Raw genomic sequence first — 25876 nt, forward strand, 5'->3', positions numbered from 1 at the left:
ACATGAAAACATTACGCATGATTGCGCTTGCCGGCCTCTTCGCCGCCCCCCTGAGCATGGCGGACGTTGTGGTGATCGCTCATCCGGATGGCCCGGATAATCTGTCTGAAAATGACGTCCGGGACCTATACCTCAACCGCAGCAATGCGGCCACGCCGTTTGAGATCGCTGAAGGCAGCGAGGTTCGGGCGGAGTTCCATGAATGGATTACCGGCCGGAGTAACTCCCAGCTCCAATCCTTCTGGGCAGAACAGACTTTCACCGGAGAGGGGCAGCCCCCCGCGGAAGTCGGTGATTCCGCACGAATGGTCGACGAGGTTGCCGCCACGCCGAACAGTGTCGGCTATGCCGATCCGGCGGACGTGGATGACTCTGTTGAGGTCATTCTGACTCCCTGATCCCCCAAGGACCCATCATGCCGTCAAAGCGGTGTGATGGGTCCTGGCAACAAGCAATCCTGGCATCAACTCCCTCCGTACAATTCAATTCCAAATAACTTTTTAAGTGCAACTTAATTTTGGAAACTCGTTTCCAATAACAGGTAGTCAGAGCCCAAGGGAACAGCCCAATGGGAATTTCGATGACCAACAGTCGCGCACCGCGCAAACACTCCCGGCCATGGGCCCGGCCAAGCACAATCATCGCTGCCTTGATTCTGGCTCTTACAACGCCTGCCACAAGCTTCGCCTGCGAACTCCGAATGGGTTGGGAGCCCTGGAAGCCCTACCAATATAGAGACGATCAGGGAGACCTTAGGGGTCTGGATATCGACCTTATACGAGCCATAGCCAACCGGATGGACTGCGAGCTGACCCTGGTCAAGCAACCCTGGATGCGACACCTGAGAGAACTCCGGGAAGGAAGGGTCGATCTGGCGGCTGGCGCGGATTACACCCCGGAACGAGCTGATTTTGCCTACTTTTCGCGCCCTTATCGTACAGAAACCGTGCGCTTGTTCATGCGACAGGGAGAGCCGGACGAGTACGAGCTGTCAGCACTCAAAGACGTGATCGAGCGGGATCTGAAAATCGGGATCACCCAGGGTTATGACTATGGCAAGCAATTTGAGGCCCTGAGGCAACATCCCCATGCCCATAACCACATAGAAACGACCCGCAGTGGTCTCCTGAACTACAGGAAGCTCGCCCGCAAACGCATTGACGCTATTCTCGCTGACCCTCTTGTACTGCGTACCCGGATCAAAGGGTCAGCATTTGAAGACGCCTTTGAAGCACACCCCCTGAGGGTAAAGCAGGCACCCATCCACGTTATGTTCAGCCGTGCGTCGACGTCGAAAGCCCTGGTGCAGCGTTTCAACAATGCCCTTGAAGCCATTACGGAGACAGGCATGTATGACCGCATATTCAACCGCTACAACTCAGTGAGACAGTCAAAGCCTGCTATTTTTAGTGAGTAGGTAATGCACCCACTGCAGGAAGAGCCGCAATGTCGATCACGAAAAAGCTGGTACTGACTTTTATCCTGGTGCTTGCCACCGTTATTGGAAGCGTCTCGGCGCTTGCTATCTACGAGGCGCGACAAGCCGCCGAGAAGGATTCTGAAAGAGCCAGTCTCCAACAGATCAAACAGGTTGACTATTCGATCACCCAGTTTTTCAGGACGATGCGTAAGGAAGCCAGGTTTCTAGCCTCGGATCCCCGTATCTCCCAGTCAGTTGGCTCCCTTTCCCGCTACTTGGATGCAAGCCGCGCTGGCGAAATGACGCCCCTGGAAAACAGCGAATCGGAAGCGGACCTGTATCGGCTTTTCAGGCGTTACGCCGAGGCCAAGGGTGGCCTGGCCTATGTCTACTTCGGCAGTCGTGAGGGTGAGTTCGTTCAATGGCCAATCGGCGCCAGTGGCGCCCCCTACGATCCCCGTGAAAGACCCTGGTACGAGCAGGTCAGGAACACAGACAGCGGCAGCATCATGACCGATGCCTATTACTTTGAAGCGGACGATACCAGCCTGGTCAGTGTTGCCCATGAAGTTCGTGATGAAGACGGTAATTTCGTCGGCGCAGTTGGCATTGATGTCTCGCTCCAGGGTCTTATGGACATGATTAACAACATCGAAATGGGGGAAGGCGGGCGCCTGGTACTTATAGAGGATAACGGAACCATTCTTGCCAACCCGCTGGCTCCGGAGACCAACTTCACCAACGTGGATGAGCTTGACGATCCGACCCTGTCGAGGTTGGCGAGCATAGACGAGGGGAGCCGCACGGTAACCCTCAACGGGACCGCCTATCAGGCAACGGTTTTCACATCCCCGGAGCTCGGTTGGCAGTTCATGGGGCTCGTTCCGAGAGACAAGATGATGGCCGGCGCCAACCAGTTGGCATGGCAGATCGGGCTTATGGGCCTTCTGGCCATCCTGATTTCGGCCGGCATTGCGGTGGCGCTGGCCCGCTACCTGACCAGCCCCATCCGCAGGGTGACCAAGCGGATGTATGACATCGCCGCCGGCGAGGGTGACCTCACGCAGCGGTTGCCGGAGGAAACGAACGATGAAATCGGTCAGCTGTCGCACCAGTTCAACGCCTTTTTGCAGCGGATGCAGGAAACCATCCAGGAAGTCGATGGCACCACCCAGAGCCTGGCCTCCGCTGCGGAAGAACTGAACCACATCGCCACTCAGACCCGCCAGACGGTTGAGCGCCAGGGCAATGACACCGACCAGATTGCCACCGCCATCAATGAGATGACGGCAACGGTGCAGGAGGTTTCCCGCAATGGCAGCCAGGTAGCCGACGCCGCCTCGGACGCCGACACCAAGGCCCGTGAAGGCGGTACCATTGTCGCCGAGAACGCGCAGGCAATGGAAACCCTGGGCAATGAACTTGATGCCATGACAACGGTTGTTGGTCAGCTTTCCGAGCGCAGCCAGGAGATCAAGACCGTCCTCGACGTTATTCACTCCGTCACGGAGCAGACCAATCTTCTCGCCCTGAATGCCGCCATTGAGGCCGCAAGAGCGGGCGAACAGGGCCGCGGCTTCGCGGTCGTTGCGGACGAAGTCCGGGCGCTCGCCCAGCGCAGCAGTAAATCCGCCGAGGAGATCCAGGGGATCATTGATGGCTTGATCGCGGAGACAAACAAGGCGGTCGAGACCATGAAACAGGCCAAGGAACGCTCCAACGAGAATCAGGAGCGGGCAACGAGTGCCAAGGAGTCGCTAACCTCAATCGAGGAATCGGTCTCAACCATCAGCGACCAGGTGACCCAGATTGCAACGGCCGCCGAGGAACAGAGCCAGGCAGCCGAAGAGATCAACCAGAACGTCACCCGTATTGTTGAAGCCGCGCAGGAAAGCAGCTCCGGCACCGAACAGACCAACCGTGCCAGCGATGAAGTCGCCTCCATGGCGGAGCGTCTCAGAGAGGTCGTTGGCCGCTTCAAAATCTGAGACCAACAGCAGGCAGAGCTGGAATGTCCGGTGCGGGCTTAATCCTGAGGGTCGTACACCACCACGTTCTCATGCCCCTCCGCGATGAGATGTCCAGCATGCAGAGTACTCATGCTGCCCTCATCGCAATAGAGAAGATAGCGATTACCGGCATCCAGCTCTTCAAAGCGGTGATTCAGTTCGTAGAAGGGAATGGATCGGATCTCGTTGTTGGTGAGCGTCAGCGGGGCATCCTCAGCCTCGCCGGGATGGCGGATATCGATCACCACATCAACGGGTGAGGGCGTGTTCACGCGCGGTACGTCGTCGATGCCCACCTCGCTTTCCAGCATCTGGTCCACCGGCGTCATGGTGCGGTTCGCCACGGCGGCGTCCAGGACCGCGTCATCAAAGAAATCCTCATCACGCTCAACGCGGCCCTTTTTCGCACGGGTTGTGGGGCGGTCCGAGATCACGCCGCAGTACTCCGGCATGTTCGCCGCCATCCAGTAGGCACCGATCCGGTCCGCTACATCGATGATCTCGTCCTTGTTCATGAACACCAGCGGGCGCAGCACCAGCATATCCGTACTCTGGTCAATCTGACCCAGGTTGATGGGCGTCTGGCTGGAAACCTGAGAAATACTCTCGCCGGTGACCAGGCCGGAGATGTGCATCTCATTGGCGATGCGCTCGGCCGCGCGCAGCATCATACGCTTGAGGATCACACCCCGGTAGGCGTGATTGATCCGGGTCATCAACTCGCCAATCACGCCCTCGAAGGGCACAGAGATCATGTAGACCCGGTGGGAAGACTGGTAGTCCGCCCAGAGGTGGCGGACCATCTGCCGCACACCCGCCTCGTGGGCCGTACCGCCGAGGTTGAAGAACAGGAAGTGCGTCTGGAGCCCGCGCCGGATGGCCATGTAGGAGGACACGGCCGAGTCGAAGCCGCCCGAGATCAGGGACAGCACCGGCTCCTGGGTCCCGATCGGGAAGCCCCCCTGGCCTGGGTAGCGCCGGCGCACCACCACCATGCTCTCGCGCTTCACCTCCAGGTTGACCGGCACCTCCGGTTGCTTGAGGTTCACGCGCGCCGCCCCCGTGTGCTTCAGCAGGTGACCGCCCAGAAACTGTTCCAGCTGCTGGGAACTGAAACTGTGCTCCCCCCGGCGCTTCACGCGCACGGCAAAGGTCCTGCCCGCCAGCCGCTCCCGGTAGACGTGGGTCACTTTCTCGGCCGCGTCCTCGAAGTTCTGCCAGGGCAGGTCGTCCACCAGCAGGATGAACTGGGCGCCGGGCATGCGCTGGAGGTAATGGATGACCCGCTCGGCCAGGCCCGCATCCCCACCGTGCTCCTGCGTGCGCCGCTGCTCGGCCTCCGGATCCTCGCCGGGCACGTAGACATCGATCCGGTCCCAGCCCGGGCGAACATCAATGCGCTCGTCGAGCTGGCGCATCATGCGACGCACATTACGCCGCATCTGGCGCAACTGCTTGCGCCGCACGGGATCGGATTTAACCGCCATTTCCGGCGAAATCTTGATGAGGTAATGGACCATGGGTAACACTAGTCGGCTTGGATCACGTCCGGATTCAGAAGAGGCGTGATTTTAACCGACACTGAAGGCCAAACACTATGTCCCGACTCGGCGTTCACGCACGCGTCTCCCCAGAAGGCAGTCTTGAGATCCTCTCCAGCAAGGAGGTGAATCAACTCAAGGACGACGGCGAGGGCGGTCTCTACCACCTGTTCCGCCAGTGTGCCCTGGCCGTGCTCAACAGCGGCACCATCAGCGACGACAGCAAGGCCATTCTGGAAACTTACCAGGACTTCGACCTGGCCCTGCTGCAGCAGCCGCGCGGCATCAAGATCGAGCTCCACAACGCCCCGCCCAGCGCCTTCGTGGACGGCACCATGATCCGGGGCATCCGCGAGCACCTGTTCTCCGTGCTGCGCGACATCGTCTACGCCAACTCCATCCTCGCCACCGCCGGCTGGTACAACCCCGAGCATTCCGAGGACATCACCAACCTCGTATTCCAGGTGCTGCGCAATGCCGAAGTCCTGCGCCCGGAGCACGAGCCCAACATCGTCGTGTGCTGGGGCGGCCACTCCATCAGCCGCGAGGAATACGACTACACCAAGGATGTCGGTCACGAGCTGGGCCTGCGCGGCCTCGACATCTGCACCGGCTGCGGCCCCGGCGCCATGAAGGGCCCCATGAAGGGGGCCACCATCGCCCACGCTAAGCAGCGCATCGACGGCGGCCGCTACGTCGGCATCACCGAGCCCGGCATCATCGCCGCCGAGGCGCCCAACCCGATCGTGAACGAACTCGTGATCATGCCGGACATCGAAAAGCGCCTGGAAGCCTTCCTGCGCGCCGGCCACGGCATCGTTGTCTTCCCCGGGGGCGCCGGCACGGCCGAGGAAATTCTCTACCTGCTGGGCGTGCTCATCGACCCCCGCAACGAAGACCTGCCGTTCCCGCTGATCCTCAGCGGCTCCAGCGATAACGCCGACTACTTCGAGATGATCGACCAGTTCATCCGTAATACCCTCGGCGACCAAGCCGCCAGCCGCTACCGCATCATCATCGACGACCCGGAAGAAGTCGCCCGCGCCATGAACGAAGGCATGCAGACCGTGCGCGACTACCGCCGCGAAAACCGCGACGCCTACTACTTCAACTGGGTGCTCACGATCGACCCCATCTTCCAGACCCCATTCGAACCCACCCACGAAAGCATGCGCGCGCTCAACCTGGGCCGTGACCAGGAACCCCACCACCTCGCCGCCAACCTGCGCCGCGCCTTCAGCGGCATCGTCGCCGGCAACGTCAAGGCCGACGGCATCCAACAGGTGGAAGAACACGGCCCCTTCGAGATCGAAGGCGACCCGGAATTCCTCGAACCCCTGGAAACCCTGCTGGACGCCTTCGTGGCCCAGAACCGGATGAAACTCCCCGGCCAGGCCTACAAACCCTGCTACAAGATCATCGAAAAAGCGGGATAACCACGGTTAGCGAATCCAGCACTGCCCGAAGGGTGGGGGTTTGGGGCCTCTCGGAGGGAAACTCGATTGCCAGGGATGGCAATCGGTAGCCTACAGGGACGTACTTGTGGCGGTTCCCGGAGAGAGGCCCCAAAGCCCCACCCCGGCAACAGACTTACAGTCTTATGCAGCCCTAATCTTCAGCCCCCGTCCGAGGCATCTCAGCATAATAAGCCGCCAGATCCCGCAACTCCTGCTCCGAAAGCCCCGAAACCTGCCCATGCATCACCGTAGCCTGCCCCCCACGCCGATCCCCATCCTGATAGGCCCTCATCGCCTTGAACAGATACCCCTCATTCTGCCCCGCCAGCGACGGGTACCGATCCACCGCCGCAATACCATCACTGCCATGACAGGAGGCACAGCCACTCGCCAACGCCTCGCCTGCATCCGGATCACCCGCCGGCGCCTGCCCCACAAAGAAAAACACCAGCGTCAAAGCCACCGCAGCCAGAACCGCCAGGATACTCCGCATGCACACCTCCCATTCACGAAGGCCGCATTATAACCGCTACCCCGGCGCACGCATCCGCCTCGATTGGTGCCCCGGCGCAATTCCGGTAGGATAAGGGCCCGTATCCAACGGCGAACGCGGTATACAGGAGACACGCCCATGGGGGCCGACACAGCGCAGAACCAGGCCGAAGACCCAGTCCTCTTCGAGAAACAGGCATGCCAGGAGGGCGCACTCGGGCTCATCACGCTCAACAACGCCCGTAAATTCAATGCCCTCACACTGCCGATGATCGAAGCCATCCAGCAGCAGCTCGACGCCTGGGCCGAAGACGACGAGGTACGGGTGATCGTGCTCTGCGGTAACGGCGAAAAGGCCTTCTGCGCCGGCGGCGACGTGCGCTCGGTGCATGACGCCATCCAGAACGCCAAGGGCCGCCCGGGCAATGACGGCGAACGCTTCTTCGCCGCGGAATACCGCATGGATTACACCATCGCCCATCACCCCAAGCCCGTTGTGTGCTGGGGCCAGGGCGTGGTGATGGGCGGCGGCCTGGGCATGATGAATGCCTCCCGCTACCGCCTGGTCACACCCGACCTGAAAATGGGCATGCCCGAGGTCAGCATCGGATTCTTCCCGGACGTGGGCGCCAGCCGCTTCCTCAACCGCCTGCCCGGCAGCATCGGCATGTTCATGGGCCTGACCGGCGCCACCCTGAATGTGGCCGACGCCCTGAGGGTGAGCCTGGCCGACTATGCCGTGCCCAGTGACGGCTTCGACCAGCTCATGGAACAACTGCGCGACCAGAGCTGGACCCGCTCACCGGAGACCAATGACCGCCACCTTCTGGAAACCCTCCAGGGTTTTGCGGCGGAGTATCAGCTGGACCTCTCCGAATCCAACCTCGAGCACCATGAACAGTTCATCAGCCGGATCTGCCGCGGCCGGGACGTGGTGGCCGTGGTCAACGCCATTCTCAACACCGAAGCGGAATCCGAATGGTTCCAGGCCGCCCAGAACAACCTGCGCAACGGCTGCCCGGTCTCAGCGCACATTGTATTCGAGCAGCTGCACCGGGGCCTGCAGCAGAGCCTGCGCGACATCTTCATGATGGAACTGATCGTGGCGGTGCACTGCGCCCGCCATCGCGATTTCCTCGAAGGGGTCCGGGCAAGGCTGATCGACAAGGATCACGAACCGCGCTGGACCCATAGTGACGTGGCCAGTGTCCCGACAGGCTGGATCCGGTCCCACTTCACCTCTCCCTGGCCGGAAGGTGAACACCCGCTTCAGGACCTGTAGCCCGGTCAGCTGCCCCCTGCGTTGCCGAGCATCATCACCAGGTCACGATTGCCGTTGGCCCGCGCCACATCCAGTGCCGTGCGGCCATCCGGCGCCTCATAGCCCACATCCGCTCCGGCATCCACGAGAACCCCGGCCAGCAACAGGTCATTGCGGGCCACCACGCGCATCAGCAGTGACTCACCTTCCTCGTTGACCGTGTTCACCGCTGCATCCGCGCGCAGCAACCGGTTGGTTGCCACCAGCTGGCTGTTCAGTGCCGCGTAGGTCAACGGCGTCTCGCCCGCGTCGCTGCGTGCGTTCACATCCGCGCCGGCACGGATCAGAAGATCCATGATGCGCTGCCGGCCCGCCGCAGCAGCCGCCATCAGGGGCGTTATGCCACCTTCCAGGCCGCGGTCCGGATCCGCCCCCTGGCGCAGCAGATACCACACCGTCTCCCCGTGACCCGCATCCGCTGCCTGGTAGAGCGGGGTGCCGTCCGGGCCCATGGCATTGAGCGCCCCCCCATCCGCCACCAGCGCTTCCACCCGGTCCCGATCACCCTCAGCGGCGGCCTCCATCAGGGCGGTGCTCGCATCCGTACTTCTTTCAGCGCGGTCAGGCCCGGGGGAGCTGCCGCAACCGGCAAGCACCAGGGAACCGAGCAGGAGCAGGGCCGGCAGTGGGTTCAGGAGGCAGGGGTGCATGGATTACTCCCGGGAATGGATTTCGCCATATTGTTCGCGGATCCCCACCCCGATGAAACCGAAGCGGTCACACTCCGCTTTCCGACCATTCCTCAACAAGGCACCGGGCCAGAGCCCGGAGCCGTTTCAGCCCCGGGCGCCGCCCCACCACCAGCCGCTCCCGGCGCAGCGCTTCCCAGCCCGCTCCTTCATTAACCGAACGCTGCCAGAGCCGCCGCTCCTCTTCGGTCCAGCCATCCACCACGGAAGGATCCTGAGCGGCCAGCCGCGCCAGAGGCAACCGGGAGACCTCCAGTTCTCTTGCACCCTTCGCGAAGGCCTCGATCTCGCGCCAATCCACGCTACTGAGCGTTCCGGAATCCCGCTCCGGCGGCGTCGGCATCATCGCCTCCACCGCTGTCCGTACCTCGGGCTCAATACTGGACAGCGCCGGCAGAAGCCAGGGCCAGTGCGCCGCAAAACGCTCGCCCTGGGAACGGCACAGTTCCAACCCGTCATGGGTGAGCGGCCTGCCCAGCATGACGGCATGGGTGCCACTCGCGGCATCACGCTTCGTGCCCAGGCGCAGGAACCGGAAGCCGGCGGCCTGCCAGAACGCCAGCAGTTCCGGCGTGGCGCCAAAGCTCGTGGCCAGCACGTCCACCCCGTCCGCAACGGCGATCTCTTCCATCGCGGCCAGCAGCCGCTGCCCGATTCTCCGCCGGCGGCAATCCGGATGCACGGCGATACGGGTCACGCGCAGGTAACGCCGCTGGGCCGCCGCCGGATCACCGCCCTGGAAGGCCAGGGACTGGGCCACCAGATGGCCACGGGGGCGGCGTTCGCCCAGCCAGACCGAACGCGCCAGATCCGCGTCGAGCCCGCCCTCGTGCAGCCCCCAGGCCACACCCACGGGGGTATCGCCCTGCAGGGCTGCAACAACAACCGTCTCCGGATCGTCCAGGAGCTGCCGCAGGTCATCCGGTGACGTCTGGTAATGGGCGCTGACCAGCAGCCCCATCACCGCCTTCAGCAGGCTGTCATCCTCCAGCAGTTCATCCTGGGTAATAACGCGGTAGGCCACAGGCTCGTCCGGGCAGGCAGTCGCAGGCAGATCCGCGTCCAGGCACAGCAACCGGTTCATCAGGTCCTCCAGGGGATCATCTGGCGCCCAGCGGATGGGTTCCTCCAGCATCACCCGCTGCCAGGCCGGGTAATCGCGTTCCAGAACACCCCGGAAGCGCAGGTCAAACCCCCTGCCGGTTCCCTCGTAGCCGTGGACAGTGGTGGCCAGCACCGAGCCCGGCCAGTGTGCCGTCATCGCTGCCAGCATTGGCACCGGCAGCGTGGCCGCCTCGTCCACCATCAACACGTCAGCAACGGGGGGATGACGGAGCAGCTCATCCGGGGCCCGGAACAGGACCTGTTCCCGGCAGCCCGCCGCCACGAAGGCCCAGAAGCTGTCCAGTGCCGAAGGGCGGGCTGCCGTGACACAGACCCGCAGGCCCCATTCGCGCACCAGCCGTGTCGCGGCCATGCCCAGCGCTGCGGACTTGCCACGGCCCCGGTCCGCACGCAGGACCACCGGCGCTGGCGTTGCGGCCCGGCCCATCGCCAGGATGGTCTCAATGGCCCGGGACTGGTCACTTGTCGGCCCCTCTGGTGCTTGGCGGGTTACCGTTGGTGATTCCGGCGGTACCGCATGCGTGACCTCCGGGGTAACCAGGGCATTCGGGGGCTGCTCCGCGGCCTCCCCGAGCAGCCGCGCCACCCGTGAGAGAAACCGGTAGGGGGGCGCATGCTGGCGCAGACGGTCATAGTCCGGGTCCGATCCCTGCGCCCATTCGGCCAGTGGCGGCACCAGCCAGACCAGAAGGCCGCCGCCAACCAGGGCGCCACTGACCGCACCAAGGCCGGCCGGGTGAGTCCCTGCGTGACTGTCCCAGACGATCAGGGAGAGGTTACGGCCCAGCCACTGGCGTGCCTGCGCTCCCGTGCAATGGGCCATATCGGGCGCCGGATCTGCATCTCCAACCCATAGACCGTCTCCCTCACGCCATGCCGCCACGTCGGCCGCAAGGGCGCGCCCCCAGTCCGCGGGCCCGGCCAGCACCAGCACACCCCGGTGCCGCCGCGCGCGAAGCACCGGGAGGGCCACCTGCAACCACTGGGAGAGCGCCGCTTCCATGCTCAGTTGAGATCCACCGCGTAGGCCTTGAGGGTGGCGAAATCCACGTACTCCAGCATGGACTCATGGGTGGCCTGGAGCACCACCCTCGGCGCACAGCCGGCCTCGTAGGCTTCCTTCCAACGCGCCGCGCACAGGCACCAGCGGTCGCCGGGGTTCAGGCCCTCAAAGCCAAAAGCGGGCATGGGCGTGGCGAGGTCATTCCCCTGGGCACTGGAGAATTCCAGGAAGGCCTCGGTTACTTCGCTGCAGACCGCGTGCACGCCCATGTCCTCGGGCCCCACGTGGCAGCAGCCGTCCCGGTAGAAACCGGTCATGGGATCGTAGCCGCACGCCTTCAGGGGCTCGCCCAGGACGCTGCGCTGAATGCTTTCCGGTTCGCTCATACCATTACCCTCATTACCTCTGCTGCCGTTACAATAGGCGCCGCTGCCCGAAGGTCCCCCGCATGATGTCACTGACGGACGAACAGAACAGGGTCGTCACCCTCGATAACCAGCACTGCGTGATCACCGCCGTGGCCGGCAGCGGCAAGACCACCACGCTCGCCTGGCGCATCCGTTATCTGCTGGAGCAGGGCCATGACCCGGCGCGCATCCTGATCCTGATGTTCAACCGCAGCGCCCGGGCGGACTTCCAGGCCAAGCTCCAGACCATCACCGCCGACACCCGGCTCCAGCTTCCCGAGATCCGAACCTATCATGCCATGGGCCTGCGCCTGTACCGCCGTTTCGTGCGCGAGGGCTACCTGCCCGCCTGGCAGGGCGAGGTTCTGAGCGAGCAGGAGGTGAACTTCCAGGCCTGGCAGCTGACCCTGCGCTTCGCCCCCGAGGACCTGCAGGACGAGATCCGGCGCAACAAGAAAGAGTTCGTGGAAACGGCCACGGGCTTCATTGACCGGGTCAAGACCACCCTCGACAGCGCGGAGACGGTCTTTGAGGCGCTGGGCTTCGAGCCGAAGCACCGCTACCTGCTGGATCTGTATCACGCCTTCGAGAAATGGCGAAAGGACCACCGGCGCATCACCTTCGCGGACATGCTCTATGAGCCGGTGGTAGCGATGCACGAGCATCCGGAGCTGAGGGAGCTGGTGTCCAACAAGATGGACATGGTGCTGGTGGATGAGTACCAGGACACCAACGAGATCCAGCACCTGCTGCTGAAGGTGGTGGCCGGAGACCGCGCCCGCGTGACGGTGGTGGGCGACCCGGACCAGACCATCTACGAGTTCCGGGGCGCGCGGCCGGAGTTCATCCTTTCCCGGTTTCGCGAGGAGTTCCCAGACCCGGTAGAACTGAGCCTCTCCTACAGCTTCCGTTACGGCCACCGGGTGGCGCTGCTGGCCAATCACCTGATCGCCCACAACAGCGACCGCAAGGAAGTACTCTGTCATTCCCATCCGGGCACCCCTGACACCACCATCGAACTGGAGCAGGTGCGCGAGGACGCGGATGCCGTGGTGCGCCTGGCGGAGCAGCGCCAGAAAACCGGGGAACCGCTGGAGGCGATGGCGGTGCTGGTGCGGGTCTGGAGCCAGAGCGTGCCGATTGAGCTTCGGCTTCTGGCCCGGGGCGTTCCCTACCGCATCGATGCCCACAAGGGCGCGCTCTTCACCCGCGAGGTGGCGGCCCTGATGGAACTGCTGGCACTGGCCGCCGGCGAACACCGCGAGCCCGGTGACGCCGCCCGGGCGGAACGGCGCCAGTGCTTCCAGCAGGTGCTGCGCTTTCCGCACTGTGGCCTGAAGGAGCAGGAACTCAACGCCATTGCCGACCAGCTGGCCGCCTTCACCCGGGACTGGGGGCAGGTGCTGCAGCAGCTGGACACCAGTGACTGGAAGCCGCTGCCCGCGCGCAAGGTCCGCAAGCTGGGCGAGGCACTGGCGGCACTGGAAGGCACCCGCAGACCGGTCCACCAGCTTCTTGAGGACTACGCCACCGCCACCGAGCTGTTCGAGGGCATCCGCAGCCTGGCGCTGACCCACGAGCAGGCGGACGAGCGCATCGGCGTCGTGACCGGATTCCAGCGCTACCTCGCCACCCTGAACCTGGACGCCCCCACCGCCCTGCGCCACCTGCGCGATCTCAAGGCCCGGGCCGGCTCCAACCAGCAGGCGGGTGTGCACCTGGCCACCATCCACCGCACCAAGGGGCTCGAATGGCCGGTGGTGGTCATCCCCGGCCTGCAGGAGAAGACCTTCCCCTACACCGCCCGTGGCAGCGTGGACCTGGATGCCCTGCTGGAAAGCGAGCGGCGCCTGCTCTATGTGGGCATCACGCGCACGAAGGAACACCTGCACCTGCTGACCACGGACGGCTCGGACCCGGAGCGCCTGCCCAGCCGCTTCGTGGCGGAATGCGCCTTCGGGCTGAGCCGGGAACTGGGCGAGGGCATTACGGACGGGAAGCAGGAAACCGTGACCGTAACCGAGCCGGCCACCCGCATCGCGCGGCGCTACGCGGAACTGCACAGCGTGGTGCTTGAGGCACCGTCACCTGAGACGGCGTCCGGGGAGGCGCCAACCCACCCCATCTGGCAGGCCCGGGAAGTGGAACACGTGCTCTATGGCACCGGCGGGGTCGTTCGTGAGACGGATACGGCCTTTGAGGTTCGCTTCCACTCAGGCCGCACCCTGCAGTTCAGCAAACAGAGCGCGCACCTGTACTTCCGAGCCCTGTCACACTGAGAGGCCACACAGATCGACTCAGCCGAACATCCAGCTCGCGGGCTCGGGATGGGCCCGGCCCTCATTGAGCGCCACCATCCCCTTCACGCAGCGGATGATGAGCCAGACCACAGCCCAGATCAGAATCAGGACACCAATGCCGACCGGGAATGTAATACTCCCCAGAACCGTATAGAGCAGGCCAATCCAAAAAGTACGGATCTGGAAGCGGTAATGGGTCCGCAGGCGCTCGTCAGGATCCGTTCCATTCACATAGGCGATGACCATACCAATGACCGCCGTAATGCTAATAATCAAAACACCACTGACCAGACTAGCCAGGTACAGCACATAGACAATCATCGGCCAGGTCTTGTCGAATGGCGCGTCAGTCTCGGTCATGGACAGCGTTCCTCAATTCATCATCAATGGCCGCCAGTGTATCCGGGGAGCCGGCACGGCAGCCAGAGTGGCCAGTCAATCCGCTGGTAACGGTGAAAATCCACACACCTTCCGGTATTATTGCGGGCCGCAACACACTATCGCCCGGTAGCCCATGAGCTGGTATCACTACCTTCTTCCCTATGACTTCTCGCCGCTGACGCTGATCGCGTTCGTGGTGGTGCTGACGATGTACCTGCAGGGGCTCTATGCGCTACCGGCGGAGGAGCGCCCCGGCGTGCTGCGGGTCTTCACCTTCCTGCTGGGGCTGCTGCTGTGCTACACGGTGATGCACACGCGCTTCGACTACTATTCCCAGTACATGTTCTTCATTCACCGCGGCCAGCACCTGGTGCTCCATCACCTGGGGCCGCTGCTGATGGTGCTCTCCAACCCGCTGCCGATCATGCGCTTCTGGGCACGCCAGCTGCCCGGCTGGCTCGACCCCGTGCTGTGGCCGGTGAAGATGGTCTACCGGGTGCTGCAGCAGCCGCTGATCGCCGCCACCCTGTTCGTGGGGCTGATCTACCTCTGGCTCACGCCGGAGCTGCATTTTGATGCCATGCTCAGCCGCCCGCTGTACTGGGTAATGAACTGGTCCATGCTGCTGGACGGGCTTCTGTTCTGGTGGCTGATCCTGGACCCGCGCTCGCCGCACACCGAACGGGTCCTGGGCTACGGCAAGCGCATCATCCTGCTGGTGCTGATCATTCCGCCCCAGAGCGCGCTCGGGGCCTGGATCCTGTTCTCGGACAGCATGGTGTATGACGTCTACGAGGTCTGCGGCCGGGCCTGGCCCATGGCGCCGGAGACCGACCAGATGCTGGGCGGGGTCCTGACCTGGATTCCGCCGGCGATGATGAGCGGCATCGCCATTCTCATCGTGATCGGACGGATGATGCGCGACGACCGCAACAGCGCAAAGGCACAACAGGCGCGCGACGCCGAGGAGGTACACGCATGAGCCGGACCATCCGTACCCTGAGCGTCGTCCTGGGCCTGCTGCTGGTCCTCGCCGGCTGCAGTGGCAGTGACACGAACTGGAACGCCAAGAACATCCGGGGCCTGATGCCGGAGCTCGAGTTCCAGCTCACGGCCACCGACGGCGAACCCTTCACCCCGGAGGACAGAGCCGGTCAGGTGCGGCTTCTGTTCTTCGGCTTCACCAACTGCCCGGACATCTGCCCGGCAACCATGGCCCGGCTCCAGAACGCGGTGAAGCAGATGCCGGAGGCCATGCGGGACGAGGTGACGCTGCTGTTCGTGAGCGTGGATCCGGAGCGGGACACGCCGGAGCGCATCGGCGAGTACGTGGACTTTTTCGGGGACAACATCGTGGGCCTGACCTCGGACGAGGCGACCCTGCGCGAACTGGCCAAGCGTTACCGCACCACCTTCGGCTACGGCAAGCCGGATGAGGACGGCAACTACGACGTCTCACACAGCAGCGCCGTCTACGTCTTCGACGGCCAGGCCCGGGCCCGCCTGCTGATCCGCTCGGATCAGTCCATCAGCCAGATCAGCGAGGACCTGGAGACCCTGGTGCGTCAGGGGCGCGACTGAAGCCCGAAACCAGCGGCGGCATTGAGGCCACGCCCGAGCAGGGCGACGCTGCGGTAGGACAACCGGCTGATGCCGTGGTGCATGAGCCGCACCGGTTCACTCACCGGCCGGGTCACCGGAATGGCCTCCAGCACGTTGAAGGTCTCGTCCGCAATGGAAAGGTGGATGCGTTCCAGACCCAGCGCCGCCTCTTCCAGGCTCACGCCCGCCAGATCCGCAACGCCACACCACCAGCGCGTGTTGTTGCCTGTGGTCTCAGTGGTCATGTCAGCCACTCCTTCAGTTGCCGGGCCACTTTCGGCTCATGGGCGAGCCGGATGTGATGGATCCCGGGGAAATTCGCAATACCCGCAAGCACCCAGCCGGAGCGTTCGTCACCCCGGGCGCTGGGTTCCTGGACCAGGGCATCCCCGAACAGTGTATTCACGGGGTGCGCCTGATTGCGGGCCAGCAGACCCGATACCACATAATGATCCGCTCCTGGGAGGAGCGGCGGCTCCTCCACATCGGGTGCGGTAACCTCGCCACGGGACAGGTTGCGGATGCCCTCGCTGCGAAGGTCGATGAACTCGCCCGCCACGCGCAGGTAATCCTTCGGCATCGCGGTCAGATGTTCCGCGACCCGGTGCGCGCCCCGGGCCAGCCAGGAGCCGTCATGGGGCGAGCCGATGTAGACGCAGCTGCCGACACTGCGGCACCACTGGTGGCCACTCTGGCGCCCATGATGACAGGCGGCGCGGATCAAAAGCCCGCCCATGCTGTGGCCGATCAGGATCAGGTTCTCCACCGGCACCGGCCAGTTCTCCAGAAGGGTTTCCAGCTCCTCCGCCATCAGCTCCCCGTTGTGGTGTATCGGGAGCCCGCTGTTGTAACGCAGAGCCAGTGGCGTGGCGCCCAGTGCCCCGGCCAGCTCGGGGCCGTAACCGTTGTCCGGCTCATCCCGATAGGCCCAGACGGATTCCAGTTCGGTCAGGCCATGGATCAGGAACACGATGGTGCCGGAGGCATCCGGCACATCGGGCGCGCCGGTATCGATTGCGCGTTCCTGATGGCGCACCTGCATGGGCATCGCCAGCGGGCTCTCACGGGCCTGGAGCCAGTCCCCGAGAAACCCGCTGGCAATGGCGGAGGCATGGTCCTGCCAGCGTGACATGGGCGTCCTGATAGAGGGGTCAGTGGTCATGGTTACCCAGTATACACCAGTACACCGGGTAACCACTGACTTCAGGGCCGGTCAGGGCCGCCAGCGCAGCCACCGGCGGCTCACTCGTTCAGCTTGAGGGTGCTCAGGGTATAGGGGCGGACCTCATTGAGGAGGTCGGCATCCTCCTTGAGCGAACGGCCATGGGAAGGAATCATCTCCTGCAGCCGGCGGGTCCACTCGCCATCCTCGGCCATCTGACCCGGGAAGCAGCGTTCCAGCACATCGATCATGGCCTTGGCGGCAGTGGATGCCCCGGGGGATGCGCCCAGCAGGGCGGCCAGGCTGCCGTCGCTGGCGGCCACCACCTCGGTGCCGAACTGCAGCACGCCCCGGCCATTGTCGTCCTTCTTGATCACCTGAACGCGCTTGCCGGCGTGCTGGAGGGTCCAGTCGTCGAATGTCGCCCGTGGATAGAAGTTGCGCAGTGATTCAATCCGCTCCTCGGCGGACTGGAACACCTCGCCGATCAGGTAGCGGGTCAGGTCCATGTTGCTCATGCCCGCGCCCATCATGGAGGAGAAGTTGCTGCCCCGCAGCGAGGAGAACAGGTCGAAAAAGGAGCCCTCCTTCTGGAACTTGGTGGTGAAGCCGGCAAAGGGCCCGAAAAGCAGGGCGGGCTCGCCGTTGATGATGCGGGTGTCCAGATGGGGTACGGACATTGGCGGTGCCCCCACCGGCGCCTTGCCGTAGACCTTGGCGTCATGGCGCTGGACCACGTCCTGCTTGCGGCACACCAGCCACTGGCCGCTCACGGGGAAGCCGCCATAGCCCTTGCTTTCCTTGATGCCGGATTTCTGCAGCAGCGGCAGGGCACCGCCGCCGGCTCCGATGAACACGAAATCCGCGTCCAGGCGCCGGCTCGCGCCGGTGTGCCGGTCCCGGCAGGCGACCTGCCAGCTGCCGTCGTCCGCCTGGTCCATCGCTGTGACCGTGTTGTTCAGCAGCAGCTCGAAGTTGGGCTTGCTCTCCAGGTAGCGCACCAGTGCCCGAGTCAGGGACCCGAAGTCCACATCCGCGCCGTGCCCGACCCGGGTCGCCGCAACCGGCTCCATCGGATCCCGGCCATCGGTGATCAGCGGCATCCAATCCTCGAGCACCCGCGGATCCTCGGAGAATTCCATCTCCCGGAACAGGTGGTGGGCGCTCATCTGCTCATGGCGCTTGCGCAGGAAGTTCACATGGTCTTCCCCCCACACGAAGCTGCAGTGGGGCGTGGTGTGGATGAACTCCCCGGGCTCAAGTTCGCCCTTGCTCACCAGATAGGACCAGAGCTGGAGCGAGACCTCGAAGGCCGCGTTGATGTCCAGCGCACGGTCAATACTGATATTGCCCTGCTCATCCTCGGGCGTGTAATTCAGTTCGCAGTAGCCGGCATGGCCGGTACCCGCATTGTTCCAGCCGTCGGTACTTTCATGGGCAACGTGGTCGAGGCGCTCGACCAGGGTGATGTTAAGGGAAGGATCAAGCTCCCGGAGGATCACCCCGAGAGTAGCACTCATTACGCCCCCGCCTACGAGGACGACATCCGTGGTGGTCGTCATGAACACACTACCTCAGCCTTTTGGGCAACACGGCTCGGAATGATAACAGATGTTCACCTGTAATTTCCCGGCGCCGGGCGAAGATTAACGGGAACACCGGGCCACGGGTATTCGACCTTCGTGGTAGACGTCGGTGACATTCGGACACATTCTGGTAACGAAGTCACCGTAGGAGCAGGGTGGGCGTGGCGCCAGAATAGGTTCAAAGAGGATTCTGGCGATCAGGATGGGGTCGATATGCCGGTCAGTGAAGAAACGCTCGAATGCATCCAAGGGTATAGTATCGTTCGTATTACCGAGACGAACGGTCACGGCCAGCCCGAACTCAGGACCTATGCCCTGCGCCATGAGGCGGGAGGGCAGCTGGACGAGTTTGCAGACTACGTGGATGCGGTAAAGACACTCAACCGAATCCTTTTCCCGCTGCCGGGGCTCCCTGAAGACAGGCTCAACAAAGCAGGTTAACCGACAGCGGCATGTTGCCAACCCCCATCACTCTGACCTGGGCTCAGCCCCGCTCAGTCTATGCCCCCACGCCCACACACTGGCGGTCTCCCGTGGGCTGGATTGCCCTTGCTCTCGTCCTGATCGTCAGCGCGGAGGCATCACGCTGGTTCACCATCGGTGACCAGTCAATGTCCGCCCTCTGGCCCCCAGCCGGGATCTTCATCGGGGCCACCGCAGTGCTGGGCTATCGCGCCCTCCTGGTGCTGACCCCCGCTTTCTTCATCTGGCTGATGTGGCTCGACGGCTCACCTCCCATGCTGGCTGTGCTGGCCGCAAGCGGCCAGTGCCTGGGAGCGGCAACCGGTGCGTTCCTGATGCGCCGGTTCTGGCGGCTGGGCCAGAAAAAAGGCCCCTTTTCCGAACTCATCGCCCTCTACACCCGGGCTGCCCTTGCCGGGGGCTTGGTCACGGCTCTGTTCGGGGCCGTCGGCTACCGCCTGGGCAACCCGGTTGCCGCATCCGCCGCATTCCACGACATCGTATTCGTCTACCTGGCGTTCGAAACACTGGGTATCGTTCTGTTCGCACCGCTGACCCAGTCACTGCTGAGCAATCCCCGTTACTTCCTCAAACAGATCCGACTCGATTGGATGCAGCGGATGCCATGGATCTGGCTGGCCCTGACTTCAGGGCTGATCCTGCTGGCCATGCTGGTGCACGGCCTGGATGAAAGCTCCTACTCCACAGCAATTGGCTTCGCCTTTTTCCCACTGCTTTGCTGGTTCATCCTCCAGACCCGAGCACCCAGTGGGCTGGTTGCCATCCCGGTTTTCGTGGGGGTGTTTCTGGGGCTTTCCCTCAATGGCATGGGAGGACTCCCCCATATCATCACACTCCCGGACCTGGTCCGCTCGCTGCTTCTGGTGGGCGGTCTGGCAGTCATGGCGCAGGTGCTGTCAGCCATCACCACGGAGCGGACGCGCCTGATCCAGGGATTCCAGGAGCAGGCACGGACGGATTTTCTGACGGGACTGCGCAATGACCGCGCCTTCACCGAGGACCTGAGAGCCGCGCTGGATGCCCGCGCTCACAGCCGGCAGACACCCGACTGGCTGGTCTACCTCCAGGTCCTGGAGGCGGACCGCATCGAGGAACTGTTGGGATTCGAGGCCAGCCACGCATTGGAACGCCAGCTCGCAGCCCGGCTTATGGGGACGACCGGGCCCGGCGCCCTGCCTGCCCGCATTGCGGATGCCACCTTTGTGCTGTTGATGCCGGCAGAGTCCACAGAGGCACTGCACCGCAAGCTGCAGTCACTCTACGACGACTTCGACGGCAGCGTGCTGGAACCGGGCGGGCACCAGACCCAGATTCGGGTCACCGTCGGCGCAGCCCCCCTGGACGGCAACCTCGAGGACCCCATCCACTACCTGAGCGCCGCCACCCAGGCCGCACGGCAGGCCGAGCAGCATACGCCGCGCATCCATATCATTGAGAACACACGCAACCTGATCGCTGAACGCCACGCCACAACCCAGCAGATCGAACGGCTCAAATCCGCGCTTGCCGAGGATCGTCTGGAGCTCTTCGCGCAACGGATCCAGCCGTTTTCACCCCAGGACACAGGCCTGCACTATGAAATACTGGTACGCCTGCGCGAGCGCGACGGCGAGTTGATCAGCCCTGGTGGCTTCCTGCCGGTGGCGGAGACTTTCGGGTTCATGGGCGAGATCGACCAGTGGGTGATCCGCACCACACTGAGAACCCTGGCTGCCAATCCGGACTGGCTCCAGAGTACGACCAAATGCGCGATCAACCTGGCCGGCACCTCCCTTTCCAACCCGGAACTGGTGGCTTTCATTGACCAGGAACTCCGGGTGGCCGGCGTCCCCGCCTCAAAGATCAGCTTTGAGATCACTGAAACGGAGCAGATCGGCAACCGCTCCGCCGCTGTCGCACAGGTCCGCGCCATGCGGGCGCTGGGCTGCAGCGTCTCCCTGGATGACTTCGGCACCGGACTGGCAACCTTTGATTACCTGCGCAGCTTTGAGCTGGATTTCGTCAAGATTGACGGGATCTTTGTGCGGGACCTTCTGGCCAACCCGCACGACCAGAGCATGGTGCGCGCCATCTGCGAGGTGGCCCGCAGCATGGGCCTGTGCACCATTGCGGAATTCGTGGAGGGCGAGGACCTCATCGAGGCCCTCAGAAAGCTTGGCGTGGATTACGGACAGGGCTTTGGTATTGCCAGACCGGCTCCCATCCACGAGCTGTTCATTCGCCCGGTGGCCTGATCAGGCCCGGCCCATCTTCGCCAGGGAATCCGGCTGGAAGAGCTCCACCCAGTAACCATCCGGATCCCTCACGAACGCGATGCCTTTCATATTGCCGTCGTTCGGCTGCTTCTGGAAGGGAACCCCCAGGTTCTCCAGGCGCTGGCAGGCGGACTCCACGTCCGGCACGGCCACACCGATGTGCCCATAGCCCTTGGGCTCCTCGTTACCGTTATGGAACTGCTTGTTCGGGTCGTTCTCGTCACCCCAGTTGTGGGTCAGCTCCACCAGCGCCTCACGCCCGAAATTGTAGGTCGTGCGTTCCTGCGGGTCCGACGGCACCTTGGATTCATGACCTTCCGGCAGGTAGCCGAGGAAGTAGAGGGTGAACTGCATGTCCTCGAAGTCCAGCTTCCGGATCAGGCGCATGCCCAGCGCCTGTGTGTAGAAATCCAGGCTTTTCTCCGGATCCTTGATACGGACCATGGTGTGGTTCAGGCGATACTGCTGCGTCTCCGCATCCGGTTCATGGCAGAGGCCGGGGGCGTCATCGAAATGCTGTGGCATGGTGTTCTCCTGTTGGTGGCTTTACACAGGAGATGGGTACGACGGGGCGGTGTTCCAAGGCCACCGGAGCCGCAACGAAAAACGGCACCCCGAAGGGTGCCGTTCTGTGCTGCAGTTGCTTCCGATCAGGTGATCAGAAGTTGTGCTGCAGGGCGACCAGTGCAATCGTTGCAGTACCGCCCTGAAGTGAGCCGTCTTCAGAATCGTCGTAATCGGCAGTCTCAAGCTCGAGGCGGATGTCCGTACGGTCAGACAGCTTCTGCTTGATGTAGCCATAGACGTTGAGGTCCATGTCCCGCTCGTCCGCCCGGTCGTCGGAAGCCTGCGCCACACCCAGGTGACCGCTCAGGCCATTGCCGAAGTCCATGAAGGACGCCAACGCGATGCTGTCCACGTTGTTGTCACCAGCATCGTCCAGATCAACGTTTGTATAGTTCACGCCCAGTTCGAGCGCATCGGTGACACTCCAGCGGCCACCAACGTTATACAGGCTCGGCTCTTGGTTCAGCGCCCCTGCGGTCGTGTTGGCATACCCAACAGTGGTGTCATAGCTGTTGAACTCTGTTGCATAGACTGCGTTTACACTGATGCGCTGATCAATGCTGTACTGGAAGGCCGCCTGCAGCGATGTTATCCCTTCTTCGTTCTGAACAGTGCCATTGTTACCGTCTGCGGTACCTTCACCAATCCCCAGGGTAACCTGAGCCGCAAAAGGATCCGAGTGCCCCCAGGCGCTGCCATACTCATAACTGATGGCGCTATCCTGGCGGAAACCGAATGCCTGGGAATTACTCAGATTGCCGGTGGTGTAGTAGTAGGAGCCGTAGCCATGCACGTCAGTCCGGTGCGTGTTCCAGCCACCGAATTCATAAAGGGCCTGCCATTGCGAACCGACCTTGACCTTGCCCCAGTCGCTGCCGAGCGCGACCCAGCCAAGGCGGGTACCGAGATCACCAGAGGCAGTGCCGCCGTCTTCGTCGAGCACGTCAACCGAGAATTCCATGTTGTAGGACGCAGTCAGATCGGCAACATCAAGCTCTTCAGAGCCGCGCACACCGATCCGGGATTGCAGCCCATTCGACAGGGCGAAATCCCGATCATCAGAATTACTCCCAACAGAGTTCAGGCCGGCGAAAATCTCGCTGCCAACACCGTCGCTATCGCTGTAGCTTTCGAGGCCGATATCAATCAGGCCATAAACTTCCGGCGCTGCCATTGCACCCATAGGTGCAGCTGCCAGACCACCGCTAACCGCAAGGGCCAGAATCTTCTTTTTCATGGTCATCATCCTCTCTGTTTCTTCTGGTTCACTTCCAAGTGACGCATTTCCATCTATGCGCCCCCTAGTTTTCCGGTCTCTGCACCCACTTGGGCGAGGATGCTAAGAGCGTAGATCAGGATCTGCCGTTAAGCAAAATTAATTTGTCATCAACCCAACATACTGATCCGTTACGTTACCCACTGAACGCGGACTCCCGGCATGACGAACTCTGGGCCCTGCTTTAGTGAGCAGGCTAAGTATGTTTCCTTATTTTCCAATTGGAAACATGCGTCCATGATTGTCATGTCTCTTGACGGGAGGCAATACGCCGTCCACACGCGCGGGGTTCACATTGCCCCAAGCGGAGGATGAAACCAATGACATACATCAACCGGAAACCCTATAGGAGGCGAATGATGCGCACCAAATTCGTTCAAAAAGATGTTCGCCGCCGCGGTACTGCGCCGGTTGAAGCGTCCCGTCGGGCTGACGTGAATCGTCCCAACAAAGACAACATGACGCTCGAAGCCCTGACTCGCCCCGCTCAAACGCGCAGTCTCAAGGCGGTACTCCGTCGCAAGTAACTGGTACGCCAGGCAATCGTAAGGGAAGGCATTCAGAAAGAGCCTTCCCTTTTGCGTGTGTGAATCCCCCACCATCTCCGCTAGCATAATAGTCTTTTCCGCGTTGCCAGTGGAGCCGCTGTTTTACCCATGATCAACACCTCCGTGGACAACCCGCGCCCGGGCCGGGAACTGTTTCATCTCACATGGCCCATGCTGTTCGGTGTGATGGCCCTGATGAGCTACCAGCTGGTAGACAGCGCCTTCATTGGCCAGCTGGGCGTCAAGCCTCTGGCAACGCTGGGTTTCACGGTGCCACTGCAGATGTTCATCATCGGCGTCCAGGTCGGCATCGGCATTGCGACCACCGCCGTCATATCCCGTGTGCTGGGAGCTGATGATCCGTTGCGGGCGCGTCGACTGAGCGGTCTCGTGGTTCTCTCGGGGGCGGTTCTGATTGCGCTGCTGGCGGTGGTGATCTGGTTCAGCCGCCACCTGATCCTGGCCATGATGGGTGGCAGCGACGAACTGCACCCGCTGGTCGACGCCTACTGGGCGCCTTGGCTGCTGGCAGCCTGGCTGGGCGCGGTACTGTATTTCGGCTACAGCCTGTGCCGCTCCCACGGAGATACCAAACTGCCCGGGGCCATGATGGTGATCACCAGCCTGATCAACGTGGCCCTGGACCCGCTGTTCATCTTCACGTTCGACTGGGGCATTGCGGGCGCGGCCTGGGCCACGGTCGCGGCTTTCGGAACCGGGACCCTGGTGGTCTACTCCCGCCTGTTCGCGCGCCAGTGGCTGACCTTCCTCCTCTCAAACCTGGACCTTAAGCCGGCGCTTACGCAGATCGGCTCCATCGCCGGCCCGGCCATGCTGAGCCAGCTGATGCCACCCATCGCGGCCATGCTGGCCACGGGCTTTGTGGCAACCTTTGGTGAGGCGGCAGTGGGCGCCTGGGGTCTCGGGTCACGACTGGAATTCTTCTCGCTGGTCACGGTACTGGCGCTCACTATGGCCATGCCGCCCATGATCGGGCGCTATGTGGGGGCGGGTCGGCCCGACAGGGTCGCGCTGCTGATATGGCTGGCAGTACGGTTCGTGATCCTGCTTCAGCTGGGCATCGCGGCCGTCTGGCTGCTGGTCTCCGGCCTGGTGGCGCCGCTTCTGGCCAGTGATCCGGCCGTACAGGCGCATCTATGGGATTTCCTGCTGCGGCTGCCGGTAAGCTGGAGCGGGCTGGGCGTGTGCATGCTGATGGTCTCGGCCTGCAATGCCATGGGGCTGCCGATGCGGGCACTGATCATCTCGATACTGCGGCTGTTCGCCTGCTTCCTGCCGCTGCTGTGGGTCGGCGGCCAGATCGGCGGGCTCAACGGACTCTTCACCGGCGCCATGCTCGGCAACATCGCCGCCGGCATTACCTCATGGGCGCTGTATAAACGCGGTATGGCTCACCTCAACCGGCAAGCCGCTCAATCAGAGCCCGAACCATCGGCTTCATGAACCAGGACTCTTCCGGCATCACGTCGACCCCCACGCTGTACTGGGCAAGCCTGTCCCCCACAACAGGCCCGACCGCCACCACCAGGAGCCGGTTCAGTGCCTCGATCACCGCGGGCTCCATACCAATCCCCTTCGCCACATCCATGAGACGCTTCACCTGGGCCTGACTGGTGAAGGCAATGGCATCCAGATCCCCCCGGACCAGGCCCTTCGCCAGCGCCTCGACCTGTTCGCGGTTGCTTTCATCCGCATAGACGTAGGGCGCCACGGTATCCACGGCTGCACCCTGGTGCCGCAGGAAATCGGTGAGCTTCTCGTTGGGTTCCTCGCCGTAGAGCTGAACGCCCACGGTGCGGCCGTTCAGGTCATGCTCGCGCAGGCTTGCCATGACGCCCTCGGTGGTGGCCTCGTCCGCCGTCAGGTCATTCTTCAGGCCCAGTTCACGCAGGGCGTTCACTGGCTTGGGGCCACGGGTGATCTTCCGGACACCGGCCAGGGCCGACACGAAAGCCTCGTGGCAGCCCTCGCGCTCGGCCGCCGCGGCAAGGCGGCGAAGCCCCTCGCCCGTGAGCAGGATCAGGTCATCCATGGCCCCGTTGTTGAAGCGCTCCAGCCAGGCCCGCACGGATGCCTGATCCGGGGTATCCAGGATCGAGACCAGGGGGCACCGCCAGGTCCCGGCGCCACGGCGCTCCACCATCTGTGCCAGCACGTCGAGCTGGCGGGTTTCCGGCAGGGCGATCCGGAGCCCTGCCAGGGGTTCGCCTTCCAGGGCCTCGTCCGTCATG

Annotated in this window: 24 protein-coding genes; 12 read left to right on the top strand and 12 right to left on the bottom strand. The window is 63.0% G+C overall.

The genetic code is table 11. The features are described from left to right. Positions 1-2: 2 nt before the first annotated feature. The 3 genes from H4I92_RS06360 (at position 3) to H4I92_RS06370 (ending at position 3408) form a co-directional block, all read left to right on the top strand. Complete coding sequence (locus H4I92_RS06360; RefSeq protein WP_077529808.1) at positions 3-398, top strand: phosphate ABC transporter substrate-binding protein; 396 nt, start codon at positions 3-5, stop codon at positions 396-398. A 182-nt stretch (positions 399-580) separates the two neighbouring features. Beyond that, complete coding sequence (locus tag H4I92_RS06365) at positions 581-1417, top strand: substrate-binding periplasmic protein (RefSeq protein ID WP_179105638.1); 837 nt, start codon at positions 581-583, stop codon at positions 1415-1417. Positions 1418-1446: 29 nt separating this feature from the next. Further along, complete coding sequence (locus H4I92_RS06370) at positions 1447-3408, top strand: methyl-accepting chemotaxis protein (protein WP_077529810.1); 1962 nt, start codon at positions 1447-1449, stop codon at positions 3406-3408. Between the two features lie 38 nt (positions 3409-3446). On the opposite strand, the gene thiI is transcribed toward H4I92_RS06370, so the two are convergent. Beyond that, positions 3447-4949 carry a tRNA uracil 4-sulfurtransferase ThiI gene (thiI, locus tag H4I92_RS06375; RefSeq protein ID WP_077529811.1) on the bottom strand — a complete coding sequence of 501 codons (1503 nt, stop codon included), beginning with the start codon at positions 4947-4949 and terminating at the stop codon, positions 3447-3449. 77 nt (positions 4950-5026) lie between these two features. Here thiI and ppnN point away from each other — a divergent pair, with 77 nt between their 5' ends. Continuing rightward, positions 5027-6406 carry a nucleotide 5'-monophosphate nucleosidase PpnN gene (gene ppnN / locus H4I92_RS06380; RefSeq protein ID WP_077529812.1) on the top strand — a complete coding sequence of 460 codons (1380 nt, stop codon included), beginning with the start codon at positions 5027-5029 and terminating at the stop codon, positions 6404-6406. Between the two features lie 172 nt (positions 6407-6578). Here ppnN and H4I92_RS06385 read toward each other — a convergent pair whose 3' ends face one another. Continuing rightward, the gene (locus tag H4I92_RS06385) at positions 6579-6920 is read right to left on the bottom strand and encodes a c-type cytochrome (protein ID WP_077529813.1); all 342 of its coding nucleotides are present in this window, start codon (positions 6918-6920) and stop codon (positions 6579-6581) included. Positions 6921-7058: 138 nt separating this feature from the next. Here H4I92_RS06385 and H4I92_RS06390 point away from each other — a divergent pair, with 138 nt between their 5' ends. Next, positions 7059-8201 (top strand): enoyl-CoA hydratase/isomerase family protein, encoded by a 1143-nt coding sequence (locus H4I92_RS06390; RefSeq protein WP_077529814.1) that lies wholly within the window; start codon positions 7059-7061, stop codon positions 8199-8201. A 5-nt stretch (positions 8202-8206) separates the two neighbouring features. Here H4I92_RS06390 and H4I92_RS06395 read toward each other — a convergent pair whose 3' ends face one another. The 3 genes from H4I92_RS06395 to H4I92_RS06405 form a co-directional block, all read right to left on the bottom strand. Further along, positions 8207-8890, bottom strand: a complete 684-nt coding sequence (locus H4I92_RS06395; protein WP_077529815.1) for an ankyrin repeat domain-containing protein — start codon at positions 8888-8890, stop codon at positions 8207-8209. Positions 8891-8957: 67 nt separating this feature from the next. Beyond that, entirely contained in the window at positions 8958-11057 is a 2100-nt protein-coding gene (locus H4I92_RS06400) for a tRNA(Met) cytidine acetyltransferase TmcA (protein WP_077529816.1), read from the bottom strand. Between the two features lie 2 nt (positions 11058-11059). After that, positions 11060-11443 (bottom strand): DUF2237 family protein, encoded by a 384-nt coding sequence (locus tag H4I92_RS06405; RefSeq protein WP_077529817.1) that lies wholly within the window; start codon positions 11441-11443, stop codon positions 11060-11062. Positions 11444-11505: 62 nt separating this feature from the next. Between H4I92_RS06405 and H4I92_RS06410 the strand changes: the two genes are divergently transcribed. Beyond that, positions 11506-13743 (top strand): ATP-dependent helicase, encoded by a 2238-nt coding sequence (locus tag H4I92_RS06410; protein WP_077529818.1) that lies wholly within the window; start codon positions 11506-11508, stop codon positions 13741-13743. A gap of 18 nt (positions 13744-13761) precedes the next feature. Here H4I92_RS06410 and H4I92_RS06415 read toward each other — a convergent pair whose 3' ends face one another. Next, complete coding sequence (locus H4I92_RS06415; RefSeq protein WP_077529819.1) at positions 13762-14124, bottom strand: DUF4870 family protein; 363 nt, start codon at positions 14122-14124, stop codon at positions 13762-13764. Positions 14125-14278: 154 nt separating this feature from the next. Between H4I92_RS06415 and H4I92_RS06420 the strand changes: the two genes are divergently transcribed. Beyond that, entirely contained in the window at positions 14279-15127 is an 849-nt protein-coding gene (locus H4I92_RS06420; RefSeq protein ID WP_077529820.1) for a cytochrome c oxidase assembly protein, read from the top strand. Beyond that, a complete protein-coding gene (locus H4I92_RS06425) occupies positions 15124-15726 on the top strand; it encodes an SCO family protein (protein WP_077529821.1) in 603 nt (200 codons plus the stop codon). Before H4I92_RS06420 ends, H4I92_RS06425 begins: the two co-directional genes overlap by 4 nt. Here the strand turns inward: H4I92_RS06425 and H4I92_RS06430 are convergent. From H4I92_RS06430 to mqo, 3 genes are all read right to left on the bottom strand, one after another. After that, on the bottom strand, positions 15711-15992 hold the full coding sequence (locus tag H4I92_RS06430) for a hypothetical protein (protein ID WP_077529822.1): 282 nt from the start codon (positions 15990-15992) through the stop codon (positions 15711-15713). The two genes, H4I92_RS06425 and H4I92_RS06430, sit on opposite strands and share 16 nt — an antisense overlap. After that, the gene (locus H4I92_RS06435) at positions 15989-16879 is read right to left on the bottom strand and encodes an esterase/lipase family protein (RefSeq protein WP_077529823.1); all 891 of its coding nucleotides are present in this window, start codon (positions 16877-16879) and stop codon (positions 15989-15991) included. The genes H4I92_RS06430 and H4I92_RS06435 overlap by 4 nt, the downstream gene beginning before the upstream one ends. A 110-nt stretch (positions 16880-16989) precedes the next feature. After that, positions 16990-18471, bottom strand: a complete 1482-nt coding sequence (gene mqo / locus H4I92_RS06440; RefSeq protein ID WP_077529824.1) for a malate dehydrogenase (quinone) — start codon at positions 18469-18471, stop codon at positions 16990-16992. Between the two features lie 237 nt (positions 18472-18708). Here mqo and H4I92_RS06445 point away from each other — a divergent pair, with 237 nt between their 5' ends. Beyond that, complete coding sequence (locus H4I92_RS06445) at positions 18709-18936, top strand: hypothetical protein (RefSeq protein ID WP_077529825.1); 228 nt, start codon at positions 18709-18711, stop codon at positions 18934-18936. Between the two features lie 11 nt (positions 18937-18947). After that, positions 18948-21212, top strand: a complete 2265-nt coding sequence (locus H4I92_RS06450) for a sensor domain-containing phosphodiesterase (RefSeq protein ID WP_077529826.1) — start codon at positions 18948-18950, stop codon at positions 21210-21212. Here H4I92_RS06450 and gloA read toward each other — a convergent pair whose 3' ends face one another. Both gloA and H4I92_RS06460 read right to left on the bottom strand, forming a co-directional pair. After that, a complete protein-coding gene (gloA, locus tag H4I92_RS06455) occupies positions 21213-21758 on the bottom strand; it encodes a lactoylglutathione lyase (protein ID WP_077529827.1) in 546 nt (181 codons plus the stop codon). 133 nt (positions 21759-21891) lie between these two features. Next, positions 21892-23037 carry a porin gene (locus H4I92_RS06460; protein ID WP_179105639.1) on the bottom strand — a complete coding sequence of 382 codons (1146 nt, stop codon included), beginning with the start codon at positions 23035-23037 and terminating at the stop codon, positions 21892-21894. Between the two features lie 395 nt (positions 23038-23432). Between H4I92_RS06460 and H4I92_RS06465 the strand changes: the two genes are divergently transcribed. Continuing rightward, positions 23433-23603: a hypothetical protein gene (locus H4I92_RS06465; RefSeq protein ID WP_179105640.1), complete on the top strand. Its 171-nt coding sequence runs from the start codon at positions 23433-23435 to the stop codon at positions 23601-23603. Between the two features lie 129 nt (positions 23604-23732). Continuing rightward, positions 23733-25088: an MATE family efflux transporter gene (locus H4I92_RS06470; RefSeq protein WP_218668161.1), complete on the top strand. Its 1356-nt coding sequence runs from the start codon at positions 23733-23735 to the stop codon at positions 25086-25088. On the opposite strand, the gene H4I92_RS06475 is transcribed toward H4I92_RS06470, so the two are convergent. Next, positions 25042-25875 (bottom strand): uroporphyrinogen-III synthase, encoded by an 834-nt coding sequence (locus tag H4I92_RS06475; protein WP_077529830.1) that lies wholly within the window; start codon positions 25873-25875, stop codon positions 25042-25044. The genes H4I92_RS06470 and H4I92_RS06475 overlap by 47 nt on opposite strands. Position 25876: the final 1 nt, after the last annotated feature.

This window comes from Vreelandella halophila (assembly GCF_019903425.1).
GTDB classification, from domain to species: Bacteria; Pseudomonadota; Gammaproteobacteria; order Pseudomonadales; family Oleiphilaceae; genus Halospina; species Halospina halophila.